Genomic DNA, 19,507 nt, shown 5'->3' with positions numbered 1-19,507 from the left:
GATGCGCAGGGTAGTGCAATTCTCCACCGGCAACGTCGGGCAGCACTCGCTGCGAGCGATCATCGGAAGGCCCGACCTCGAGTTGGTGGGTGTGCATGCGGCCAGCCCGACGAAGGTCGGGCGGGACGCCGCCGAACTGTGCGGCCTGGATGAACCCACCGGCATCGTCGCCACGGACGACATCGACGCCCTGATCGCGCTGGGGCCGGATTGCGTCGTCTACACAGCGCAGGCGGAGACGCGGCCGATGGAGGCGATCGAGCAGCTGGTGAAATTCCTGTCGGCGGGCATCAACGTCGTGGCCAGCTCCATGGTCTGGCTGGTCACTCCGCGCCTCGCCGACGACTGGCTGCGCGAGCCGCTCGGCCAGGCCTGTGAGTCCGGCGATGCGTCGCTGTACGTCAACGGAATCGATCCCGGGTATTCCGGTGACACCGAGGTGCACAGCGCACTGAGCCTGGTCACCCGGGCCACGTCGATCACGGTGCAGGAGATCTTCGACTACGCCAACTACGACGACTACGAGTTCACCGGCAAGTCAATGGGTTTCGGCCTGTCTCCAGAGGACGAAGATCCGATCTTCTACGTGCCCGGCGTACTGACGTCGATGTGGGGCGGTCCGGTGCGCAACCTGGCTGTGCAACTCGGCGTTGAGCTCGACGACGTCACGCAGCGTATCGAGCGCTGGTATACGCCGACGCGCATCGAGTGCAAGATGGCGACTGTGGAGCCCGGCCAGATGGCCGCGGTGCGCTTCGCCGTCGAAGGTGTGCGCGACGGCGTCGCGGTGATCACGATGGAACACGTCACCCGACTCACCGCTGGCGCGGCTCCGGAGTGGGAGTATCCGCCCGACGGCAAAACCGGTGTGCATCGTGTGGTGGTCGAAGGGGAGCCGCGCGTCGAACTCAACACACACGTCTCGCACCCGGCGCTCGATGTCACCGAGGCGGGCTGCGTCTCGACGGCGGCGCGGGTGGTCAACGTGATCGACTGGGTGTGCCGCGCTCCCAAAGGGTTGATCGCGGTCGAGGACATCCCGCAGGCGGAGGTCATTCGCGGTCTGATGTGGTGACCGCAGCCGTGATCGGGATGTCGCCGGCGATCAGCTCGAACGTCTGACCAATGGTGCGCGGCGTGTCGAGGACCGCGAGTATCACTGCGGCGACGTCTGCACGCGGAATGCTGCCCCGCAGCGTGTGCTCGGCGGTCGTGACCTGTCCCGTCCCGGGATCGTCGGTGAGATGGCCGGGTCGGATGACGGTGACGTCGAGCTTCGGTCGCGCTCGCACGTTGTCGTCCGCCGCCCCCTTCGCGCGCAGGTAGGCGGTGAAAACCTCGTCTCGGACACCCGGCGCGTCGGCGTCGGCACCCGTCGATGACACCATCACGTAGCGGGCGACATTCGCTGCTTCGGCGGCGTCGGCCAGGAGAATCGCCGCATCCCGGTCGACGGTCTCCTTGCGCGCCGCACCGCTGCCCGGGCCCGCGCCCGCGGCGAAAACGACCGCATCGGCACCACGCAGGTGTGGCGCCAGATCGTCGACGGAGGCCGCCTCGAGGTCGATGACCACAGCCTCGGCGCCCGCGGCTTCGAGGTCGGCGGCCTGCGAGGGATTGCGGATGAGTCCGACGACGGAGTCGCCACGCTCGGCGAGGAGGCGTTCCAGGATGAGGGCGATCTTGCCGTGTCCACCGGCGATGACGACGCGCATGGCGGAATGCTAGTCAGTACCGCCGGGCGTATCTACTGAGCCAGCCGCTCGCGCAGCGCGCGCTTGAGCACCTTGCCGTAACTGTTCTTCGGCAGCTCGTCGATGAACTCGTAGCGCTTGGGCCGTTTGAACCGGGCGATGCGGTCGAGCAGGTGCGCGTCGAGTTCGTCGGCCGTCGCCGTGCCGACGACGAACGCCACCACCACCTCGCCCCACTCGTCGTCGGGCGCGCCGACGACCCCTGCCTCGTCGACACCGGGGTGCTCGAGCAGTACCTCTTCGACTTCGCGCGGATAGATGTTGCTTCCGCCGCTGATGACGACATCCTTCGAGCGGTCCCGCAGCGTCAGGAAACCGCGCGCGTCGAACGACCCCATATCGCCGGTGCGCAACCAGCCGTCCTGCAGTGTCTTGCTCGTCGCCTCAGGGTTATTCCAGTAACCGGCCATGACAACGTCTCCGCGGCAGACGATCTCGCCGATCTCGCCCATCGCGGCGGGTGTACCGTCGTCGCCAAGCACGGCGACATCCACGCCCGACCTGGCATAGCCCACCGACCCCAGGACCGCGTCGTCGGCATCGACATGGTCGGCTCGACGCAGCCCGGTGATGGTCATCGGCGCCTCACCCTGACCGTAGAGTTGAACGAAGATCGGGCCGAACGCCGCCATCGCCTTCTTCAGGCTCTCGACGTACATGGGGCCGCCGCCGTAAACGACGGTGCGCAGATTGCGTGGACACGAGCGACCCGTCTGCACCAGCCGCTGCACCATGGTCGGCGCAAGGAACGCGCTGCAGCCGGGGTGGTGATCGCACAGATCGAGGAACTCGTCGGGCTCGAACGCCGCAGACCGCGGAATCACCTGCCGCGCACCACGGAGCACGTAGGGCGGGATGTACAGGCCCGAACCGTGCGACATCGGCGCCCCGTGCAGCAGGCTGCAGTCCTGGTCCGGCGCATCGAAATCGGCCAGGTGCGACACCGTCATCGCCATCAGGTTGCGGTGGGTGAGCATCGCGCCCTTCGAGCGACCGGTCGTTCCGCTGGTGTAGAACAACCAGGCCAGTCTGGTCGGGTCAATGTCGCGTGGCGGATCCACCGGATCGGCCGCGAGGCGCGCGCAATAGTGCGGCCCGTCGATGATCTCGCCGTGGGCCAGACCCTCGGCGATCTTCGGCGACGCGAACACCTGCGACGCGCCGGCGTCGTCAATGATCTGCTCCATCTCGCGAGGGTGCAGCTTGTAGTTGATCGGTACCACCACGCACTCCGCGGCCCACGCGGCGAACATCAGCTCGACGATTTCGGGACGGTTCTCGCTGGCGATCGCGATCCGGGTTCCGGGCGCGCCGAGCGTCGCGGCGATCCGCAGTGCGCGGTCGCGCAGCTGCGACCACGTATGCAATTGCCGCTCACCGACAAACACCGCACCGCGGTCGCCGAATCGGCCTGCGGTCTGGTCCAGCACCGCGAACAGATTCATTGCCGCGGCACCCATTCCGAGTTCAGTGCGAAGTCCGAAAGATACTTGGTCGAACTCCAGCCGCCGTCCACGACGATGGTCTGCCCGTTGATGAAACTTGCACCGTCCGAACACAGGAACGCGACCGTGCTCGCAATGTCGTCGACCTCGCCGAGCCGCGGATACGGCGTCATCTCGGTGTTGATCTTGCGGAATCGCTCGTCCTCCAGACGGGTCGCCACCATCGGCGTCAGCGTGACACCGGGGGCGACCGCGTTGCAGCGGATTCCCTGCGGGCCGTACTGGCACGCGATATGCCCCGTCAGCGACGTCAGACCGCCCTTGGCGGCCGAATAAGCGCCGCCGCGCAGCCCGCCGACCACCGCGAAAGTCGAAGTGACATTGATGATCGCCGAGCCCGACTGCATATGCGGGATCACGTCACGGGCCAGTCGGAACGGCGCCCGCAGCATCAAACCCAGGAAATAGTCCAGTGATTCGTCGTCGGTCTCATGCAGCGGCTTGGGGCTGCCGACACCGGCGTTGTTCACCAGGAAGTCGATGCGACCCCACCGGTCAACCGCGGCATCGACGATCCGCCGCGGCGCGTCGTCCGCCGTAAGGTCCACGGCGATGGTGGCGACCCGGTCGGGATCGCCGACCGCCGCCTCCAGTTCGGCCAGTCGGTCCGCGTCGCGGCCGGTGCCGAGCACGGCCATGCCCGCCTCGGCGAGTTTGGTCGCGCACCCGAACCCGATGCCGCTGCTCGCGCCCGTCACGATCGCTACCTGAGTCATTTGTGCTCCTTGCGTCCGCGCCATATCAGTCTCCCGTCAGCGTCGCTCGGATCCGATGTTTCAACACCTTGCCCGCGTCGTTCTTCGGCAGGGCATCCCAAATCACAATCTGCTCAGGGATTTTGAACTTCGCGAGCCCTGCGCCGACCAACAGGTCGCGAAAATCGCCGAGTTCGGGCGGGCGGTGATCGGTGGGCACGACCACCGCGCATGCGCGCTCGCCGGTGCGTTCGTCGGGCACCCCCACCACCGCGATCTCCGCAACCCCGGGATGGGCGATCAGCAGGTCCTCGACTTCCTTGGGCGAGATGTTCTCACCGTTGCGGATGATGATGTCCTTGGCCCGTCCGGTGACCACCAGGTACTCGTCGTCGGCCCACCGCCCGAGATCGCCGGTGCGGAAGTATCCTTCGTCGTCGAACGCTGCGACCTCGTCCTCGGAATGGAGATAGCCGACGAGCATCTGCGGCCCCCGGGCCCGGATTTCTCCCTCGACCAGCTTGATGTCGGCGATGCCGGGGCGACCGTCGCTGTCCGCGGCGTGCGCCACGTCGTCGAGCGCTCCGACCGTCGTCACCGGTACCTCGGTCGATCCGTAGACGCGCGACACGGCGGCCTTGTCGAAATACTCTGCGGCGTCATGGATCAGCGTCGGCGGCACCGACGCTCCGCCGCAGATGAACACCTTCAGATCCGGCAACCGGGTCCCGGCGTCCTTCGCGGCGGCAAGCAGTCCGGTCAGAAAGGGCGTTGCCCCTGCCATGTGGGTGGCGCGCTCGGCCAGCATCAGGCCCACCGCCTTGACCGGATCCCACCGTTCCATCAGCACCGCCGTCGATCCCAGCAGCAGCGGGCATTCGAATGCGTAGATCGACCCGCCGATATGCGCGATCGGAGACGGCACCAGAAACGTGTCGCCCCCGTCGACGCGCCAGTGCTCACCGATCTGGCGGATCAGCGCGTGAATCGAATTATGGCTGTGTAAGACACCTTTGGGGCGCCCGGTGGTCCCGGAGGTGTAGAGAATCATGCGCACAGTGTCGGGGTCGACCACCGGCAACATCGTCGGACCTGATGCGCCGAACAGGGCTGGGTACGGCGTGTGACGGCCCGCGTCACCGCGCACAACCACGACCTCCGGCGGCGACGCCATCTCGGCGGTCACCCGGTCGAGCATCGCGGCGTAGTCGTAGGTGCCGAACGATGACGGCACGAAAACCGCCCTGGTGTCGGCATCGGACAGGATGAACCGCAGTTCGCGGTCGCGCAACGAGGGCAGGATCGGGTTCACCACCATGCCGGCCAACGTCGCACCCAGGTACACCACTGCGGCCTCATGCCAGTTCGGCAGCATGAACGACACGACGCTGCCCGCGGGCATCCGCTCCATCAACGCATGGGTCAGCGCCGTCGCCTGCTCGTGCAAGCTGTGACACGTCAGGCGAATGTCGCCGTCGACCAACAACGTTCGGTCGGGTGTGCTGTGCGCGGCGTCGCGTAGCGCATCGGCGAGTGTCTCGCGCACCCACAACCCGCGCCGGTAGGCGTCGGCAGTGCGCTGCTCGTCGACTCTCACCGGGGCCTAACCCTTGACCCGCCGCATGGTCATCGAATGCCGGTACCGCGAGGACGGATGCGTGTTGACCGTCACCTGGGCGACCTCGTCGTCGGACGTCTTGTACGTGCGCTGCATCTCCAGGGCGGCCGAGCCTGGTTCGACGTCCAGCGCGGCGGCCAGCTCCGGGGTCACCGATACGGCCGAGATTTCCTGGTGCACTTCGACGACGCTGACTCCGAAGAGGTCCTCGATCAGCGGGAAGATGGGGCCGGAGTGCCGCTGCAGCAGGCGACCGACGGCCGCGAACGCGCGATTGATGTAGTACTCCGTCCTGCAGACCGGTGCCCCACCGGCGTCGGCCTGCCGGTAGCCGCGCACAGCGAGCCACTCGGATCCGGCCGGTAGACCGGTGCGCGATGCCAATTCCGCGTCGAGTGTGATCATTGCGTTGGACTCGATCGTGAGCTGTGCGCCGGACGCGAACGCGAGCAGGTCATCGATGGAGACAACGTCCTGTGCGTAGCTGTTCGTCGTGGGTCGGGGAACCACCAGTGTTCCGGCGCGCGGACGCGAAGCCACCAGGTTGTCGTCACGCAGTCGGCGCAGCGCCTCGCGAACGGTGTAGCGGCTCACCTCGAACCGCTCGCACAGTTGCTGCTCGGTCGGCAACTGCGAACCCACCGGGTACACCCCGTCGACGATTTCCTTGCGCAGGGTGCGCGCCACCTGAAGGTAGCGGTGGTCCGTCGCGCTGACAGTCATGCGCGATCCGCCTTCGCTACTCGCTCGCCAGTCATGCGCGATCCGCCTGCGCTACTCGCTCGCCAGTCATGCGCGGCGCAGCGCCAGCACGCTGCCGTCACCGTCGGCCGATACGTACAGCGTGCCGTCGCGATCGATCGCGATACCGGCGAACGGGCCCTGGGGTCCTGAGAACGGTTGAATTCCTCTCAGTGGCTTGGGCTCCACCCCCGGCGGCGCACCAATCGGCAGCCCGGCGGCGACGGTGGTCCGCGCGCCGGTGTCAAGGTCGACCGCCACCACTTCCTTGGCGCCCGCATCGACGACGAACAGCGCTCCGTCGGCGACCAGGATGCCCTGCGGCCGCTGCAGGCCATCGACGACGGTCTCGGCGCCGGAGCCGGCGATACGGACCACCCGGCCCGCCCCGGCCTCGGCGACCAGGGGTACGCCGGTGGGACCGAAGGTCACGCCAACGGGTTCTTTCAGGCCCGACGCCAGCACCTCGGTGTTTCCCGCCCGCAGCGAGTGGACGCGGCCCGCGCCGAGTTCGGCGAATATCACGGTGTCGTCGGGGCCGATGGCGATGCCGTAGAGCTGATCGAAACCAGTTGCCAGGTATTCGGTTTCGCCGCCGGGTCGGTACCGCCCGACCTGCCCGAGCGACGTCGTGCAGAGAAAATCGCCCGCTCCGGTGGCGACGACGCCGCGCATGTAGCCCGGATAGCCGGGGCTGAACAGCATGCCCGCGGTTTCCCGTGATCCGTCAGGCTGCAGAGCGTAGAAGTATGTGCCGTCGGCGATGTAGAGCCTGCCGTCGTCTCCCACCGCGAGGTCGTGTGGCCAGTTGAACCCGCCGGGCAGAAGGTCGCGGGTTTCGCCGCCGTCGAGCACCTCGGCGATCTGACCGGTGAAGTTCGAGACGAACAGTCGGCCGTTCACAAACGCGAGGTTGTCCAAACCTGGGTTGAGTTGCGCCAGAACGGCCTTCGCGCCGGTGCGGGGATCGATTCGCAGCACTTGTCCGCTGGCGACCTGGGTGGACACGATGAACCCGTCGGCGTCGAACTTCACTGAGTCGGGCACCCCGAGTTCACCGACGACACGCTGCGGCTCGCCGCCGTCGGGGTCCACGCGCCAGATTTCGTTGGCCGTCATCACTGGGTAGTAGAGGAAACCGTCGGGGCCGACCTCCATTGCGTTCGGCGACGGCAGGTTCTCCAGGACGATTCTTGGCGCTCCGCCGTCGAGGTCCAATTCCATCAGCCTGCCGCCATCGCGGCATTCGTTGACGAACAATCTCCCGCGGTGCATGGTGATGCCGTTCGCCGCAGGCAGGTCGTCGCGGATCACCCGGCTGCGCCCGTTCGCCTCGCGCACGCTGACACGGCCGTCCATGTACTCGGTCGCGTAGAGATTGCCCTTGCCGTCGAACGCCAGGTCGTCCGGCGCGATGATGTCGCCGCCTTTCGCGCTGACGATCTCCATCTCTTCGGTGTCGACGTCGAGTGCGCTGATCTGGCTGCCGGTCACCTGCGCGATGTAGAGCCGTCCGTCGGGCCCGGGGCGCAGGCCGTTCGCGCCGAACAACCGGCTCGGCGGGGTCAGGCGTTCGACTCGCCACCCGTCTGCGGTCGTCGGCGTCGTCGCTGGATACCGGGCGGCTTGCATCGACCTGGTCATGACCCCGGACGTTAGCAAGCTCGGCTAGTCCAGACAATAGCGAGGCAACGGCGTACACCCGGCCTTGACGAGCCGATAATCGCTGCGGAATAGTGTTCTGCAATATGCAGAGCACCATTTATTGTCCGGACAAATAGTGGCGAATCTTCTTTCGCTCGACGGCCGCATCGTGGTGGTATCCGGTGCGGGCGGGGGCGGTATCGGCACCACGGTGACGCGCATGGCGGCCGAGGCCGGCGCAACGGTGTTCGCGGTGAGTCGGTCCAAGGAGAACCTCGACGAGCACGTCGCGCCGCTGGCGAAGCAGGGCCTGTCGGTTCTGCCCGTCGCCGCGGACGCGTCCACCGACGACGGCATCGCCACGGTGATGGACCGGGTCGGCCAGGCCGACGGTGTCCTGTACGGCCTCGTCAACATCGCAGGCGGCGCCGCACCATCGACGTGGATGCCCGCGACCCGGGTCACTCGCGACGACTGGCGGGCACTGTTCGCCGCCAATCTCGAGACGGCGTTCTTCATGAGTCAGGCGGTCAGCCGGAGATTGCGCGAGCGGGGCTTGCGGGGGTCGATCGTCTCGGTGTCGTCGATCAGCGGAATGAACACCGCGCCGTTCCACATCGCCTACGGCACCGCCAAGGCGGCGGTCGTCGCGATGACCCGCACCATGGCAGCCGAGCTGGCGCTCGACGACATCCGCGTCAACGCCGTCGCGCCCGGCGTGACGGAGACGGTCGCGTCGCGCACCTACGTCGACGAGGACCCCGAGCGCGACCGCCAGGCGATCGCGATGGGCCGGCGGGGCCGGCCGGAGGAACAGGCGGGCGCGATCCTGTTCCTGCTCTCCGATCTGTCGAGCTACATCACGGGACAGACACTGCTGGTCGACGGGGGGCTGGACCTCAAGTGGACCCACCTCGGCGCCGACAACACCTCGCTGTTCCTCAAAGACGAATCCTTCCGTAGTTCCATCAGTCGGCCGTGAAAGGACCACGTGATGACTCACACCGAATCCGACCTCGACGCCGCGATTGAGGTCGAGGCCGATCCGGACGACTCGACAGGACAGATCGCCGAGGATCTGTCCGATCCTATGACGATCGGCGTCGAGGCATACATCTCTGAGGAGTACGCCCGCGCTGAGCGAGACAAGTTGTGGCGCAAGGTCTGGCAGCAGGTCGGCCGCGTCGAGGAGATCCCCGAAATCGGTGGCTACCTCACCTACGACATCCTTGACGATTCGATCATCGTGGTGCGCACCGGCGCGGGGAACTCGGCCTCCGACTTCGCCGCACACCACAACGTGTGCATGCACCGCGGACGCAAGTTGGTCGACACCCCCGACGGCGCGAAGAACGCCTGTGGCCGTGCTCGAAAGTCGTTCGTCTGCGGATTCCACGGCTGGACCTACGGTCTCGACGGTGCCTGCACGCACATCCGCGAGCAGGACGACTGGAAGGGCGTCCTCACACCGGAGAACACCCACCTCGTCCCCGTGCAGGTCGACACCTGGGGCGGCTGGCTGTTCGTCAACATGGATCCGGGGTGCGAACCGTTGGCGGACTACCTTTTTCCCGCCGCGAAGATCCTCGACCCGTTCGGTCTGGAGAACATGCGCTTCAAGTGGCGCAAGTGGTTGAACTTCGATTGCAATTGGAAGGTCGCGATGGAGGCCTTCAACGAGACCTACCACGTGTTCACCACGCACCCGGAGTTCAACAAGTTCGGCGAGTTCAGAGGCTGGGCCAAGGCGCAAGGCCGACACAGCAACATCGGCTACGACGCACCCAAGGGTATGGACGAGACGAAGTCCAAAATCCGCCTCGGCACCGGCGACGACCCGCGCGTCTCCACCGCCGAGATGCAGATGTACACGTGGGAGCAGACGAACGCGACCACCACCGAGACGCTGGTGAACGCCGCCAAGCGCCTGGTCGACGAACTGCCGGAGGGCACACCCGCCGACAAGGTGCTGCAGCACTGGCTGGCCTCGGCGCGGCGCGACGACGAAGCCCGCGGGGTGATCTGGCCGACGATCCCACCGGACATCCTGGGCCAGAGCGGCACGGCGTGGCAGATCTTCCCGAACTTTCAGGTCGGCCAGGGTCTGACCAGCGCGCTCTGCTACTCGGCTCGTCCCGACCCTAGCTATAACCCGAACAAGTGCATCTTTGAGGTCGCGGTGTTCGAGCTGTACCCCAAAGGTGAAGAGCCGCAGACTGAATGGCAGTACACCCCGAAGGACAGCCCGAACTGGCTGTCGGTGCTGCCGCAGGATTTCTCCAACATGGCCGCGGTGCAGCAGGGCATGAAGTCGCTGGGCTTCGCAGGTACCAAGCCCAACCCGTACCGCGAGCGCAGCACCGTCAACCTCCACTACCAACTGTCCAAGTACATGGGCACCGGCGAACCGAAAGAGCTCTAACACATGACGTTGTTCGACACCTGCGGCCCCACGCAGACCCCCGATGACATCGACATCGATGCGTTGAGGGACAAGTACCTGTATGAGCGCGACAAGCGACTGCGCCCGGACGGGTCGAAGCAGTATCTCGAACTCACGGGCGACTTCTCGGAGTTCGCGGAGGTCGACCCACACACGCCGGTGACCCCGCGCACCCCGATCAACGAGGACATCGAGGTCGCGGTGCTAGGTGGCGGCATCTCCGGACTATTGGCAGGGGCGTACCTGAAGAAGGCCGGCGTCGACGACGTGCACGTCATCGAGATGGGCGGCGACTTCGGCGGGGTCTGGTACTGGAACCGGTTCCCCGGAATCCAGTGCGACAACGACGCGTACTGCTACATCCCGATGTTGGAAGAACTCGGCTACATGCCGACCAAGAAGTTCGCCGACGGCGCCGAGATCTACGAACACTGCCGCAACATCGGAAAGCATTTCGGGCTCTACGACGGGGCGATCTTCTCGACGCAGGTGCGCACCGTGTGCTGGGACGAGAAGATCGACCGCTGGCGGCTGAGCACCAACCGCGGCGACGACATCCGGGCCCGGTTCGTGGTCATGACGCAGGGCTCGTACAACCGGCCGAAGCTGCCCGGCATCCCCGGGATCAAGGACTACGTGAACGCCGGAGGCCACGTCTTCCATTCGGCGCGATGGGACTACGACTACACCGGCGGCGACGCGAACGGCGGGCTGCACAAGCTCGCCGACAAGCGCGTCGCGCTGGTCGGCACTGGAGCCACCGGTGTGCAGCTGGTACCGCACCTCGGCCGAGATGCCGCCCAGCTGTTTGTCTTCCAGCGCACGCCGTCGTCGGTGGACGTGCGAGGAAACGAGCCGACCGATCCGCAGTGGGTGAGCTCCCTGCAGCCCGGCTGGCAGGAGGAGCGCAAGCGCAACTTCCATCGCTGGTCGCCGTTCGAGGGCGTGGTCTTCGACGCTCCGGATCAGGTTTGCGACTTCTGGACCGAACTCGGCCGCAACATGACGGCGCGCATCGCCGCCAGCCCCGATCCCGCGTCGCTGGGGATCGAGCAGATCATGGCGATCAGGGAGGAGGAGGACTACAAGATCATGGAGCGCCTCCGTCGCCGCATCGCCGACGAAGTCGAGGACGCCGACACCGCGGAGTTGCTCAAGCCGTACTACCGGTTCCTGTGCAAACGCCCCTGCTCCAGCGACGAGTACCTCGCCGCCTTCAACCGCCCCAACGTCACGTTGGTCGACGTGTCGCAGACCCAGGGGGTGGAGCGGCTGACCGAGAACGGGATCGTGGCGAACGGCGTTGAGTACGAAGTCGATTGCGTGATTTTCGCCAGCGGGTTCGAGATCTCGACCGAGATCAGCCGACGCTACGCCATGGATGTCATCGAGGGGCGCGACGGCGTGTCGCTGTTCGACCACTGGCGCGACGGCTACAAGACGTTGCACGGGGTCACCAGCCGCGGCTTCCCCAACCAGTTCCACACCGGCTTCATCCAGGGCGGCGTCTCGGCGAACACCACCGCCATGTTCGAGCAGCAGGCCGAGCACATCGCCTACATAATCTCCGAGGCGGTCAAGCGACAGGCGACCGTCGTCGAGCCCACCCAGGAGGCCCAGGACGGCTGGGTCGGCACCATTCGCGAGTACGCGATCGACAACTCGGCTTTCGAAGTCTCTTGCACCCCAGGCTATTACAACAACGAGGGCGGTGGCGGCGGCGAAGGCATCCGGTCGTTCCTCGGTGAGCCGTACTCGCCGGGCTTCTACGCGTTCGACGACCTGCTCAAACAGTGGCGGGCCAAGGGTGACCTCGACGGCCTGGAGTTGCGGCAGTGACCCCGACTGCGCTCGGCGCATGAGCGACCTGAGGTTTGACGACCGTGTTGCGGTGGTCACCGGCGGCGGTCGGGGACTGGGCCGTGCGTACGCCCTGCTGCTGGCGGGGCAGGGCGCGAAGGTCGTGGTCAACGACCCCGGTGGAAGCCTCACCGGTGACAGTGATGACGCCTCGCCCGCCGACGATGTGGTCCGCGAAATCACCGCCGCCGGGGGTGAGGCCGTCGCCAACACGGACTCCGTCGCCACGCCGGAGGGCGGCAAGGCGATCATCGCTACCGCGCTCGAACGGTACGGTCGCATCGACGTCTTGGTCCACAATGCAGGCATTGTGCGCCGCGCTTCGCTCAAGGAGATGACGTACGACGACTTCGAGGCGGTCGTCGACGTCCATCTGCGCGGCGCCTTCCACGTCGTGCGTCCGGCGTTTCCCGCGATGTGCGATGCGGGATACGGCCGCATCGTGCTCACGTCGTCGATCGGTGGCCTCTACGGCAACCACGAGGTGGCCAACTACGCGGTGGCCAAGGCGGGTGTCATCGGCCTGTCGAACGTCGCGGCGATGGAGGGCGCGGCCCACGGGGTGAAGAGCAACGTGATCGTGCCCGCCGCCGTGACCAGGATGGCCCAAGGTATTGACACATCGGCGTACCCGCCGATGGGTCCGGAACTTGTTGCGCCCGTCGTCGGTTGGCTAGGCCACGAATCCTGCTCCATCACAGGGGAGATTCTTGTTGCGCTCGCTGGGCGGGTGGCACGAGCCGTCGTCACCGAAACCCCCGGCGTGTACCGACCCTCGTGGTCGATCTCGGACGTCGGCGAGCACATGAGCGCGATCCGCGACATGTCCGAGACAGTCGTCTTCCCCGTCGTGCCCGACGGGCACGGCGAACACATCCGCTACAGCTTCGGGATGGCCAGGCAGACCGCGGACGCGACGAGGGAAACGGGCGGGGTGTTGCATGCATAGCGGCCCGTTGAGAGGCGTGCGCGTCGTCGACCTCACCGCGATGGTGATGGGGCCCTACTGCACCCAGATCATGGCCGACATGGGCGCCGAGGTGATCAAAGTCGAACCGCCCCAGGGAGACAACACCCGATTCATCTCGGTCGGTCCCGCACCGGGAATGAGCGGGGTGTTCGTCAACGTCAACCGCGGCAAGCGCAGTATCGTGCTCGACCTGCAGACCGATTCCGGCAAGGCCGCGGTGCGTGCACTCATCGAACGCGCCGATGTGTTCATCCACTCGATGCGCTCCAAGGCGGTCCTCAAGCTGGGGTTCGGCTACGACGACGTCGCGGCGATCAACCCGCGTATCGTCTACACGAACTGCTACGGCTACGGCCGCCGCGGCCCCGAGCGCGATCGCCCCGCCTACGACGACACCATCCAGGCTGAATGCGGAATACCCGCTGTGCAGCGGCAATTGACGGGCGAAGCGGACTTCGTCGGCACCATCATGGCCGACAAGGTCGCGGGGCTGACGGCCCTCTACGCGACGATGATGGCGCTGTTCCATCGCGAGCGTACGGGGGAGGGCCAAGAGGTCGAGGTCGCTATGTTCGAGACGATGGCGTCCTTCATGCTGGTCGAACATGCCAACGGCGCCATGTTCGACCCCCCGCTCGGCCCGGCCGTCTACCCGCGCACGGTCGCACCGAACCGCAGGCCGTACCGCACCAAGGACGGGTACATCGCGGTGTTGATCTACAACGACAAGCACTGGAACGCGTTCATCAACGCCGTGCAACCGGCGTGGCACAGCGACAACGGCGAGAAATACGCCACGCTGGAGCTGCGTGCCTCCGACATCGACGCGGTGTACGGCTTGCTCGCCGAGACGATGAAAGAGCGCACCACCGACGAGTGGCTCATGCTGTTCGGCGAACTCGAGATTCCCGCTGCGCCGCTCAACACCCCCGACGCGCTGTTCGACAACCCCCACCTGAATGCCGTCGGCATGTTCGAGACGGTCGACACGCCGCACGGTCCGGTGCGCTTTCCCGGTGTGCCCACCTGGTTTTCGCGCACACCGGGACGCGTCGCCGGCCCCGCTCCGGAACTGGGCGCCGACACCGAGGACGTGCTCGATGAGCTTGGCCTGGCCGATACCCGCGCCGCAGGACCGGTGTGACCATGGACTTCGAGATGGGCCAGCGGGCCACCGAGCTGCGGGGCCTGCTCCGCGAACTGGTGAAAGCCCATGTGCCCGAACACTTCCTGGGCGCATTCACCGACGATCCCGCCGACCTGGAGACGGCGCAGGCATTCTGCCGGTTGCTCGCCGAGCGCAACCTGCTGTGCATGGCGTGGCCCGAGGAGTTCGGCGGCGCGTCGGCGTCGGTGTGGGAGCAGACCGTGGTGCGCGAGGAGATGTGGGCGCATCACGAGCCGCGCGGCGCGCAGTACATGGGCGTCAACTGGGTCGGGCCGATCATCATGCGTCACGGCACCGCCGAACAGCAGCGCAAGCATCTGCCGCCGATCGCCCGCGGTGAAGTCATCTGGTGTCAAGGATTCTCCGAGCCCGAAGCCGGCTCAGACCTCGCTTCGCTACGTACCGCTGCGCGCCGCGACGGCGACGGCTGGCTGGTCAGCGGCCAGAAGATCTGGACGTCATACGCGACCATGGCTCAGTGGTGCTTCCTGCTCGCCCGGACCTCGAAGGTGGGTGAAGGAGCCACCCAGAAGAAGCAGCAGGGCCTGACGATCTTCCTTGTCCCGATGGACGATCCGGCGATCCAGGTCAGGCCGATTCGAGCCATGCTGGGTCCGCACCACCTCAACGAGGTGTTCATCGACGACTTGCGCGTCACCGAGGCCGACGTGCTCGGCACCGTCGACGCGGGGTGGTCGATCGTGCAGGACGTGATGTCGTTCGAGCGGGTCGGCATCGCGCGCTACGCCCGGTGTGAACGCCTGCTGGCGGCGGCCCCCACGGTGCTCGGCGATCGCTGGGACGACCTGCCCGCCGAGCTGCGGGGCCGGTGGGTGCGGATGCTGACGCACTGCCGGCGCGCGCGGCTGATGGCTTACCGAATCGTCGAACTGCAGAGCAGCGGGCGCATCAAACCCGGTGACGCCGCCGCGTACCGGATCGCGGTCACCAAGCTCGACCAGGACAGCGCCGAGGTTCTGATGGACATCGCGGCCGAAGTCACGCACGACGACCCGGGAGCGGACTGGTTCCTCGGCGAGGTCGACGATCATTGGAAGTACTCCCAGGCGTCCACTGTGTCGTCGGGAAGTATCGAGATGCAGCGCATCCTGCTGTCGCGGGCGATGCTGGCGGCCAGATGATCCTCGATCTCAGCGACGACGCCAGGGAATTCGGTAGGCAGGCCCTTCGCGCGTTCGAAGCGGCAGGCGGCGACCAACTGTTGCAGGATGCCGAAGGTAAGCCCGGCAGCAGGGAGACACTCGTCGGCCCGGTGCTCAACGGACTCGGCGCCTGGGACCTCGACCCGCGCACCGATACCGACGGGCTGGAGGCCGCCGCGGCGCTGTGCCGCAGCGCCGGGTACTGGGCGGTGCCGTATCCGGTGGCCGAACGTCTGGCCCGTCCTGACGATCTGGACGTCGACGGCCTGGTCGTCGTCGGGGGTGCCAGGCCGTCGGCGACAATCGGAGACCTTGAATTACGCTGGGCAGCAGTCACGTTGAGTGGTGCGCGCAGCCGCGTGACGGGTTGCGCCGAGACCGGCTCCGGGTTCGTCGCCGAACTCGAACTGTCGGCGATCGACGATGCGGGCGCCGGCGACGTCGCCCTCGGGCTGGTGCTGCCGTGCTGGACGCTGCTGGGCATGCTCGACCGCGCGATCGAACTGACCATCGCCCACGTGAGCCTGCGCAAGCAGTTCGGCCAGACGCTGTCGTCGTTGCAAGGGGTGCAGTTCCAACTGACCGACGCCGAAGTCGAGCGCAGCGGGCTGGACATCCTGGCCAAGTACGCGCTGTGGAGCATCGCCGACAATCGTCCTGACGCGCTGGCCGACGCTCTCGCACTTCGGATGTCGGCAATCGAAGCGGCCGAGATCGTGTTCCGGGTGTGTCACCAACTGCACGGCGCCGTCGGGTTCTGCGACGAGACCACACTGTCCTGGCTGTCGCGATACAGCCAACCGCTTCGCCGCCTCCCGACCGGACTGTCGGCGACGCGCGACGAGTTGACCAGCAGGGCGGGCCGCGCCGGACTCACGGGGTTGTTCTCGTGAAAGTCGCGGTCATCGGCACCGGCTTCGGCAAGCACGCCGCGGCCCCGGCCTACGAGGGTCTCGGCTTCGAGGTCGAGGTGGTCAGCCCGCGCGACGCCGTCGCGGTGAGGACGGCCCTTGCGTCCGACGTCGATCTCGTCTCCGTGCACTCGCCGCCGTTCATGCACGCCGACCATGTGATGGGCGCAATCGATCATGGGCGGGCGGTGCTGTGCGACAAGCCGTTCGGTCGTAACGCCGACGAAGCGAAGGCCATGCGCGACGGTGCCCGTAACGCCGGCGTCCTGCACTTCCTCAACTTCGAGTTCCGGTTCAACGAGTCGTGGTCGAAGGTCAAGGAACTGGCCGACGCAGGAGCCATCGGCGACGTCGCGCATCTCAACTGGACTTTCTTCGGCGGCGGGCTACGCGGCCGCAAGTACGGCTGGATCAACGACCGCGACCTCGGCGGCGGTTGGATCGGCGCATACGGATCGCACCTCATCGACTACACCCGCCATTTGTTCGGCAGCGAGGTCGTCGACTGTGGCGGTGTGACCCGCATCGACGGCCCCCCGCACCCGGAGGCGCCGCGCAACGCCACCGCCGAAGACGCTTACAGCGCCTGGTTCAGGATGGATAACGGATGCACCGCCGTGCACGACACCGGCTTCGCGGCCGCCGTGCCCACCGTCCCCCGCGCCATTCTGATGGGCAGCGCGGGGTCGATCGAACTGACCGGTGACACGACGCTGGTGCTTCGCCGGGCAGGCGAGGACGCCGAGACCCTCGAGTTCGCACCGCCCCCGCGACGGTCGCCGCCACCGGCGCTGACGACGTTCCTCGCCGAGGTGGCCGAGGCGCTGCGGACAGGCACCCAGGTCGCGCCGTCGTTCGACGACGGGCTCGCCGTCGCGCAGGTGATGGACCGGCTCAGGACGACGGCGGTGCGCGCATGACGGAGTTCCGCGACACCGTCCGGGCGTGGTGTGCCGAGCACATCCCCCGTGACTGGCGCGAAAAGCAAACCGGCGCAACCGGTGACGAGTTCGTCGCGTTCCAGAAGGCCTGGTTCGCCGAACTGCACAGCGCAGGCTTCGCCGTCCCGCACTGGCCGCGGGAGTGGGGCGGGGGCATGTCCGTCGCCGACCAGATCGTGCTCTACCAGGAACTGGCGGCCCACGACGCGCCACGGCTGGTGCTGGCGTTCGTCGGCATCCACCACGCCGCGTCGACCCTGCTTGCCGCGGGCACTCAGGAGCAGCAGCGCCGCCACCTGCCCGCGATTCTCGACGGCGAGATATGGGTGCAGGGGTTCTCCGAACCGGAGGCCGGCTCCGACCTGGCGAGCCTGCGCACGACCGCGCGCCGCGAGAAGGACACGTTCGTCGTCAACGGGCAGAAGCTGTGGGCCAGCGGCGGCGCCCACGCGGACTGGTGTCTCCTTCTCGCCCGTACCGACCCCGATGCGCCCAAACGCAAGGGGATTTCGTACTTCCTGCTGGACATGGCGACGCCGGGCGTGGACGTGCGCCCTATCCGCAACGCCGTCGGTGATTCGCACTTCTGCGAGATCTTCCTCAACGACGTCGCGGTCCCGGCCGCCAACCTCGTCGGCGCCGAGAACGCGGGATGGCAGGTCGCCCAGGCGACGTTGGGCGCCGAGCGCGGGTTGACCATGCTCGAACTCGCCGAGCGCCTCGGCCATGCGGGCTTCCGGTGGCTCGTCGAGCAGTGTGCGACCGACGACCCCCTGGTAGCCGACCGACTGGCGCAGTTCGACATCGAGATCACCGGACTGCGCGGATTGTGCCGAAAGCTGGTGGACGACACAGAGGCCGGAACCGCTGGCCCGGCTGATGCGTCGGTCGTCAAGCTCTACTACAGCGAACTGCTGCAACGGATGACCGACTTCGGCGCGGAGGCGGGTGGTCTCGCCGCCCACACCGAGTTGGCCAAACCCCTGTCGAGCGGCTGGGAGTCGGGTGCCTGGGTACTCGACTTCATCGGCTCGTGGGAGTGGACCATTCCCGGCGGTTCGAGCGAGATCCAGCGCACCATCATCGCCGAGCGCGGGCTGGGGCTGCCGCGAGAGCCGAGTGCCCTCTGATGGGTTTCGAGGAGTTTCACGACGAGCTGCGGTCGGTTGCGGCCGACCTGCTCGGCAAGGAGCGGGAGGTCGACTGGCCGGTGCTCGTCGATGCGGGCTGGGTCGGTCTGGAGGTGGCCGAGGAGTGCGGCGGAGCGGGCGCGACCTTCGCCGAGACGGCGGTCGTCTGCGAGGAGATGGGACGTGCCGCCAGTGCCACCAGTTATCTGGGCAGTGCCGTGCTCGCGGTTGGCACGTTGAACGCACTGCAGCCCAGCGATACTCGTGATCGGTTGCTGGCCGACGTTGCTTCCGGCGAAAGCAGGGTCGCGGTCGCGCTCGAGTCGTTGGATTTCGTGCCCGACGCCGAAGGCGCCGACCACATGCTCGTGGTGGCCAACGGAGGCGTGGCCGTCGCGGACCTGACGCTCACCCCGACGCCGGTCGTCGACGAGACACGCCGGCTCGCGTCCGTGTCGTCGCGGACCGACGAGCAACCCCTTATGCTCCGGTTCGACGGGGATGCCGATGTTGCGGTCCGCCTGCTGCGCAACCGCGCGGCGGTCGCCGTGGCCTGCGACAGCCTCGGCCTGGCCCAGGCCATGCTGTCGGCCACCGTCGGCTATGCGAAGGTGCGCCACCAGTTCGGTAGGCCGATCGGCTCGTTCCAGGCGATCAAACATGCGTGCGCTGACATGCAGGTGCGAATCGCCGTGTCGCGTCAGCTTGTTCGCGATGCCGTCGCCGCAATCGTCGACGACGACGATGACGCCCACGTGGCCGCATCGATGGCGAAGTCCTACGTCTGCTCCGCCGCCGTCGACGTCGCGGGCAAGGCCATGCAGTTGCACGGCGGTATCGGCTACACGTGGGAGAGCGGGATCCACGTCTACCTGAAACGCGCCGCGCTCAATCGTTCGCTGTTCGGATCACCGGCAGTTCACCGCAAAGAACTGGCCAAACGCTACCTATAAAAGGAGATTCG

General features: G+C 66.9%; 17 protein-coding genes. 11 read left to right on the top strand and 6 right to left on the bottom strand.

The window, feature by feature from the left end:
• Window position 1: 1 nt before the first annotated feature.
• Window positions 2-1,075 carry an NAD(P)H-dependent amine dehydrogenase family protein gene (locus N4S67_RS03590; RefSeq protein WP_260991545.1) on the top strand — a complete coding sequence of 358 codons (1,074 nt, stop codon included), beginning with the start codon at window positions 2-4 and terminating at the stop codon, window positions 1,073-1,075.
• Here N4S67_RS03590 and N4S67_RS03585 read toward each other — a convergent pair.
• The 6 genes from N4S67_RS03585 to N4S67_RS03560 all read right to left on the bottom strand — a co-directional run bounded on the left by N4S67_RS03585 (window position 1,053) and on the right by N4S67_RS03560 (window position 7,957).
• The gene (locus N4S67_RS03585; RefSeq protein WP_260991544.1) at window positions 1,053-1,715 is read right to left on the bottom strand and encodes an NAD(P)H-binding protein; all 663 of its coding nucleotides are present in this window, start codon (window positions 1,713-1,715) and stop codon (window positions 1,053-1,055) included. The genes N4S67_RS03590 and N4S67_RS03585 overlap by 23 nt on opposite strands.
• 32 nt (window positions 1,716-1,747) lie before the next feature.
• On the bottom strand, window positions 1,748-3,199 hold the full coding sequence (locus N4S67_RS03580) for an acyl-CoA synthetase (protein ID WP_260991543.1): 1,452 nt from the start codon (window positions 3,197-3,199) through the stop codon (window positions 1,748-1,750).
• Entirely contained in the window at window positions 3,196-3,975 is a 780-nt protein-coding gene (locus N4S67_RS03575; RefSeq protein WP_260991542.1) for an SDR family NAD(P)-dependent oxidoreductase, read from the bottom strand. Before N4S67_RS03575 ends, N4S67_RS03580 begins: the two co-directional genes overlap by 4 nt.
• A 25-nt stretch (window positions 3,976-4,000) precedes the next feature.
• Window positions 4,001-5,551 (bottom strand): AMP-binding protein, encoded by a 1,551-nt coding sequence (locus N4S67_RS03570; protein ID WP_260991541.1) that lies wholly within the window; start codon window positions 5,549-5,551, stop codon window positions 4,001-4,003.
• A gap of 6 nt (window positions 5,552-5,557) precedes the next feature.
• Window positions 5,558-6,295 carry a GntR family transcriptional regulator gene (locus tag N4S67_RS03565; protein ID WP_260991540.1) on the bottom strand — a complete coding sequence of 246 codons (738 nt, stop codon included), beginning with the start codon at window positions 6,293-6,295 and terminating at the stop codon, window positions 5,558-5,560.
• Between the two features lie 66 nt (window positions 6,296-6,361).
• Window positions 6,362-7,957 carry a Vgb family protein gene (locus N4S67_RS03560; protein WP_260991539.1) on the bottom strand — a complete coding sequence of 532 codons (1,596 nt, stop codon included), beginning with the start codon at window positions 7,955-7,957 and terminating at the stop codon, window positions 6,362-6,364.
• Between the two features lie 136 nt (window positions 7,958-8,093).
• On the opposite strand from N4S67_RS03560, the gene N4S67_RS03555 reads away from it, so the two are divergent.
• Genes N4S67_RS03555 through N4S67_RS03510 form a run of 10 tightly spaced genes read left to right on the top strand, consistent with a single transcriptional unit; the run spans window position 8,094 to window position 19,496 of the window.
• Window positions 8,094-8,939 (top strand): SDR family NAD(P)-dependent oxidoreductase, encoded by an 846-nt coding sequence (locus N4S67_RS03555; protein ID WP_260991538.1) that lies wholly within the window; start codon window positions 8,094-8,096, stop codon window positions 8,937-8,939.
• Between the two features lie 12 nt (window positions 8,940-8,951).
• Complete coding sequence (locus N4S67_RS03550) at window positions 8,952-10,379, top strand: aromatic ring-hydroxylating oxygenase subunit alpha (protein ID WP_260991537.1); 1,428 nt, start codon at window positions 8,952-8,954, stop codon at window positions 10,377-10,379.
• 3 nt (window positions 10,380-10,382) lie between these two features.
• Window positions 10,383-12,239, top strand: coding sequence for a flavin-containing monooxygenase (locus tag N4S67_RS03545; RefSeq protein ID WP_260991536.1), 1,857 nt, complete (start codon window positions 10,383-10,385; stop codon window positions 12,237-12,239).
• Window positions 12,240-12,258: 19 nt separating this feature from the next.
• Window positions 12,259-13,209 carry an SDR family NAD(P)-dependent oxidoreductase gene (locus tag N4S67_RS03540; protein WP_260991535.1) on the top strand — a complete coding sequence of 317 codons (951 nt, stop codon included), beginning with the start codon at window positions 12,259-12,261 and terminating at the stop codon, window positions 13,207-13,209.
• Entirely contained in the window at window positions 13,202-14,374 is a 1,173-nt protein-coding gene (locus tag N4S67_RS03535) for a CaiB/BaiF CoA transferase family protein (protein ID WP_260991534.1), read from the top strand. Before N4S67_RS03540 ends, N4S67_RS03535 begins: the two co-directional genes overlap by 8 nt.
• 2 nt (window positions 14,375-14,376) lie before the next feature.
• Complete coding sequence (locus N4S67_RS03530) at window positions 14,377-15,540, top strand: acyl-CoA dehydrogenase family protein (protein ID WP_260992037.1); 1,164 nt, start codon at window positions 14,377-14,379, stop codon at window positions 15,538-15,540.
• Window positions 15,537-16,454 carry an acyl-CoA dehydrogenase family protein gene (locus tag N4S67_RS03525; RefSeq protein ID WP_260991533.1) on the top strand — a complete coding sequence of 306 codons (918 nt, stop codon included), beginning with the start codon at window positions 15,537-15,539 and terminating at the stop codon, window positions 16,452-16,454. The genes N4S67_RS03530 and N4S67_RS03525 overlap by 4 nt, the downstream gene beginning before the upstream one ends.
• On the top strand, window positions 16,451-17,392 hold the full coding sequence (locus N4S67_RS03520) for a Gfo/Idh/MocA family protein (RefSeq protein ID WP_260991532.1): 942 nt from the start codon (window positions 16,451-16,453) through the stop codon (window positions 17,390-17,392). Before N4S67_RS03525 ends, N4S67_RS03520 begins: the two co-directional genes overlap by 4 nt.
• Complete coding sequence (locus N4S67_RS03515; protein WP_260991531.1) at window positions 17,389-18,543, top strand: acyl-CoA dehydrogenase family protein; 1,155 nt, start codon at window positions 17,389-17,391, stop codon at window positions 18,541-18,543. The genes N4S67_RS03520 and N4S67_RS03515 overlap by 4 nt, the downstream gene beginning before the upstream one ends.
• Window positions 18,543-19,496: an acyl-CoA dehydrogenase family protein gene (locus tag N4S67_RS03510; protein ID WP_260991530.1), complete on the top strand. Its 954-nt coding sequence runs from the start codon at window positions 18,543-18,545 to the stop codon at window positions 19,494-19,496. Before N4S67_RS03515 ends, N4S67_RS03510 begins: the two co-directional genes overlap by 1 nt.
• Window positions 19,497-19,507: the final 11 nt, after the last annotated feature.

This window comes from Mycobacterium deserti (assembly GCF_025345615.1).
Classification (GTDB): Bacteria; Actinomycetota; Actinomycetes; order Mycobacteriales; family Mycobacteriaceae; genus Mycobacterium; species Mycobacterium deserti.
The sequence above is the reverse complement of the archived record's forward strand: the minus strand, read 5'-3'. Positions and strand labels throughout refer to the sequence as shown.